Here is a 2,019-nt window from a genome sequence, read left to right as displayed (position 1 = left end):
TGTAGGTCTGACCACCCACGAACTCGTTGTGCGCGCTGTTGGCCGTGTAGGTCCAGGCACCATCGGCGCCGATACTGAACTGACCATAGCCGTTGTTGCCAGCGACATTGCTCTGGGCAACGAAGGCGGCGCTGCTATCTACATCTGTAGCGCTCAAAGTACCGGTTGTACTCAAAGAAGCTGCTGCGTTTGTTTCTGTCAAGCTGGCCGTACTGGTTCCGATAATGACTGCGGCGTCGTTCGAACCTGTCATGCTGACCGTGATCACTTGGCTAGTGCCATCGGCTGTTGCCACCGTGAAGCTATCCGTATAAGTCTGGCCACCCACAAACTCGTTGTGCGCGCTGTTGGCCGTGTAGGTCCAAACACCGTCGGTGCCGATGCTGAATTGGCCGTAGCCGTTGTTACCGGCGACATTGCTCTGGGCAAGGAAGGCCGAGCTGCTATCTACATCTGTAGCGGACAACGTACCCGTTGTACTCAAAGAGGCGGCCGCGTTTGTTTCTGTCAAGCTCGCCGTACTGGTTCCGGTAATGACTGCGGCGTCGTTCGAACCCGTCATGCTGACCGTGATCACTTGGCTGGTGCCATCGGCTGTCGCGACGGTGAAACTGTCGGTGTAGGTCTGCCCACCGACGAACTCGTTATGCGCACTGTTGGCGGTATACGTCCAAGCGCCATCGGTTCCGATACTGAATTGACCGTAACCGTTGTTGCCTTCAACACCAGTTTGAGCGACGAAGGCCGCGCTGCTGTCCACGTCCGTGACACTCAAGCTGCCGGTTGTGGAGAGCGAGGCTGCGCTGTTGGTCTCAGTCAGGCCGGCGGTGCTGGTACCAGTGATGACAGCGGCATCGTTCGTGCCGGTCATCGTGACGGTGATTACTTGACTTGTTCCGTCTGCAGTCGCCACCGTAAAGCTGTCGGTATAAGTCTGCCCACCGACGAACTCGTTGTGCGCGCTGTTGGCCGTGTAGGTCCATGCACCGTCTGTACCGATACTGAATTGACCATAGCCGTTGTTTCCAGAGACATTGCTCTGGACAACGAAGGCGGCACTGCTGTCAACGTCTGTTGCAGACAGTGAGCCCGTTGTACTCAAAGAGGCCGCAGCGTTTGTCTCCGTCAAGCTGGCCGTGCTGGTTTCGGTGATGACTGCTGCGTCGTTCGAACCCGTCATGCTGACCGTGATCACTTGGCTCGTGCCATCGGCTGTTGCCACTGTAAAGCTGTCGGTATAAGTCTGACCACCCACAAACTCGTTGTGTGCGCTGTTGGCCGTGTAGGTCCAGGCACCGTCAGCACCGATGCTGAACTGGCCGTAGCCGTTGTTACCCGACACATTGCTCTGGGCAACGAAGGCTGCACTGCTGTCCACATCGGTGGCGCTCAACGTACCTGTAGTTGAGAGCGAGGCTGCTGCATTGGTTTCCGTCAGGCTAGCGGTACTGGTTCCAGTGATAACGGCTGCATCATTCGAACCCGTCATGCTGACTGTGATCACTTGGCTGGTGCCATCTGCGGTCGCCACCGTGAAGCTGTCGGTGTAGGTCTGCCCCCCCACAAACTCGTTGTGTACGTTGTTGGCGGTGTAGGTCCAAGCGCCATTGGCGCCGATGCTGAATTGACCGTACCCGTTGTTACCCGCCACATTGCTCTGGGCAACGAAGGTGGCGCTGCTGTCGACGTCTGTTGCCGAAAGTGAACCTGTGGTGGAGAGCGAGGCTGCTGCGTTTGTTTCCGTCAAGCTGGCGGTGCTGGTGCCGGTGATGACCGCCGCATCGTTGCTGCCGGTCATGCTGACTGTGATCACTTGACTGGTGCCATCGGCTGTCGCGACTGTGAAGCTGTCGGTATAAGTATGCCCACCGACGAACTCGTTGTGCGCGCTGTTGGCGGTGTAGGTCCACTGACCGTCAGCACCGATGCTGAATTGACCATAGCCGTTGTTACCCGCCACATTGGTCTGGGCAACGAAGGCTGCGCTACTGTCCACGTCGGTGGCGCTGAGGGTGCCGG

Annotated in this window: 1 protein-coding gene; it reads right to left on the bottom strand. The window is 57.9% G+C overall.

Annotated elements, in window-relative coordinates; translation table 11 throughout:
- A partial coding sequence (locus tag B9Z39_RS16815) for a VCBS domain-containing protein (protein WP_199221244.1) occupies window positions 1-2,019 on the bottom strand: 2,019 nt, incomplete at both ends.

The sequence above is a fragment of the Limnohabitans sp. JirII-29 genome (genome assembly GCF_003063395.1).
Taxonomy (GTDB): domain Bacteria; phylum Pseudomonadota; class Gammaproteobacteria; order Burkholderiales; family Burkholderiaceae_C; genus Limnohabitans.
Note: the sequence above shows the minus strand (reverse complement) of the source record. Positions and strands in the feature narration are given on the sequence as shown.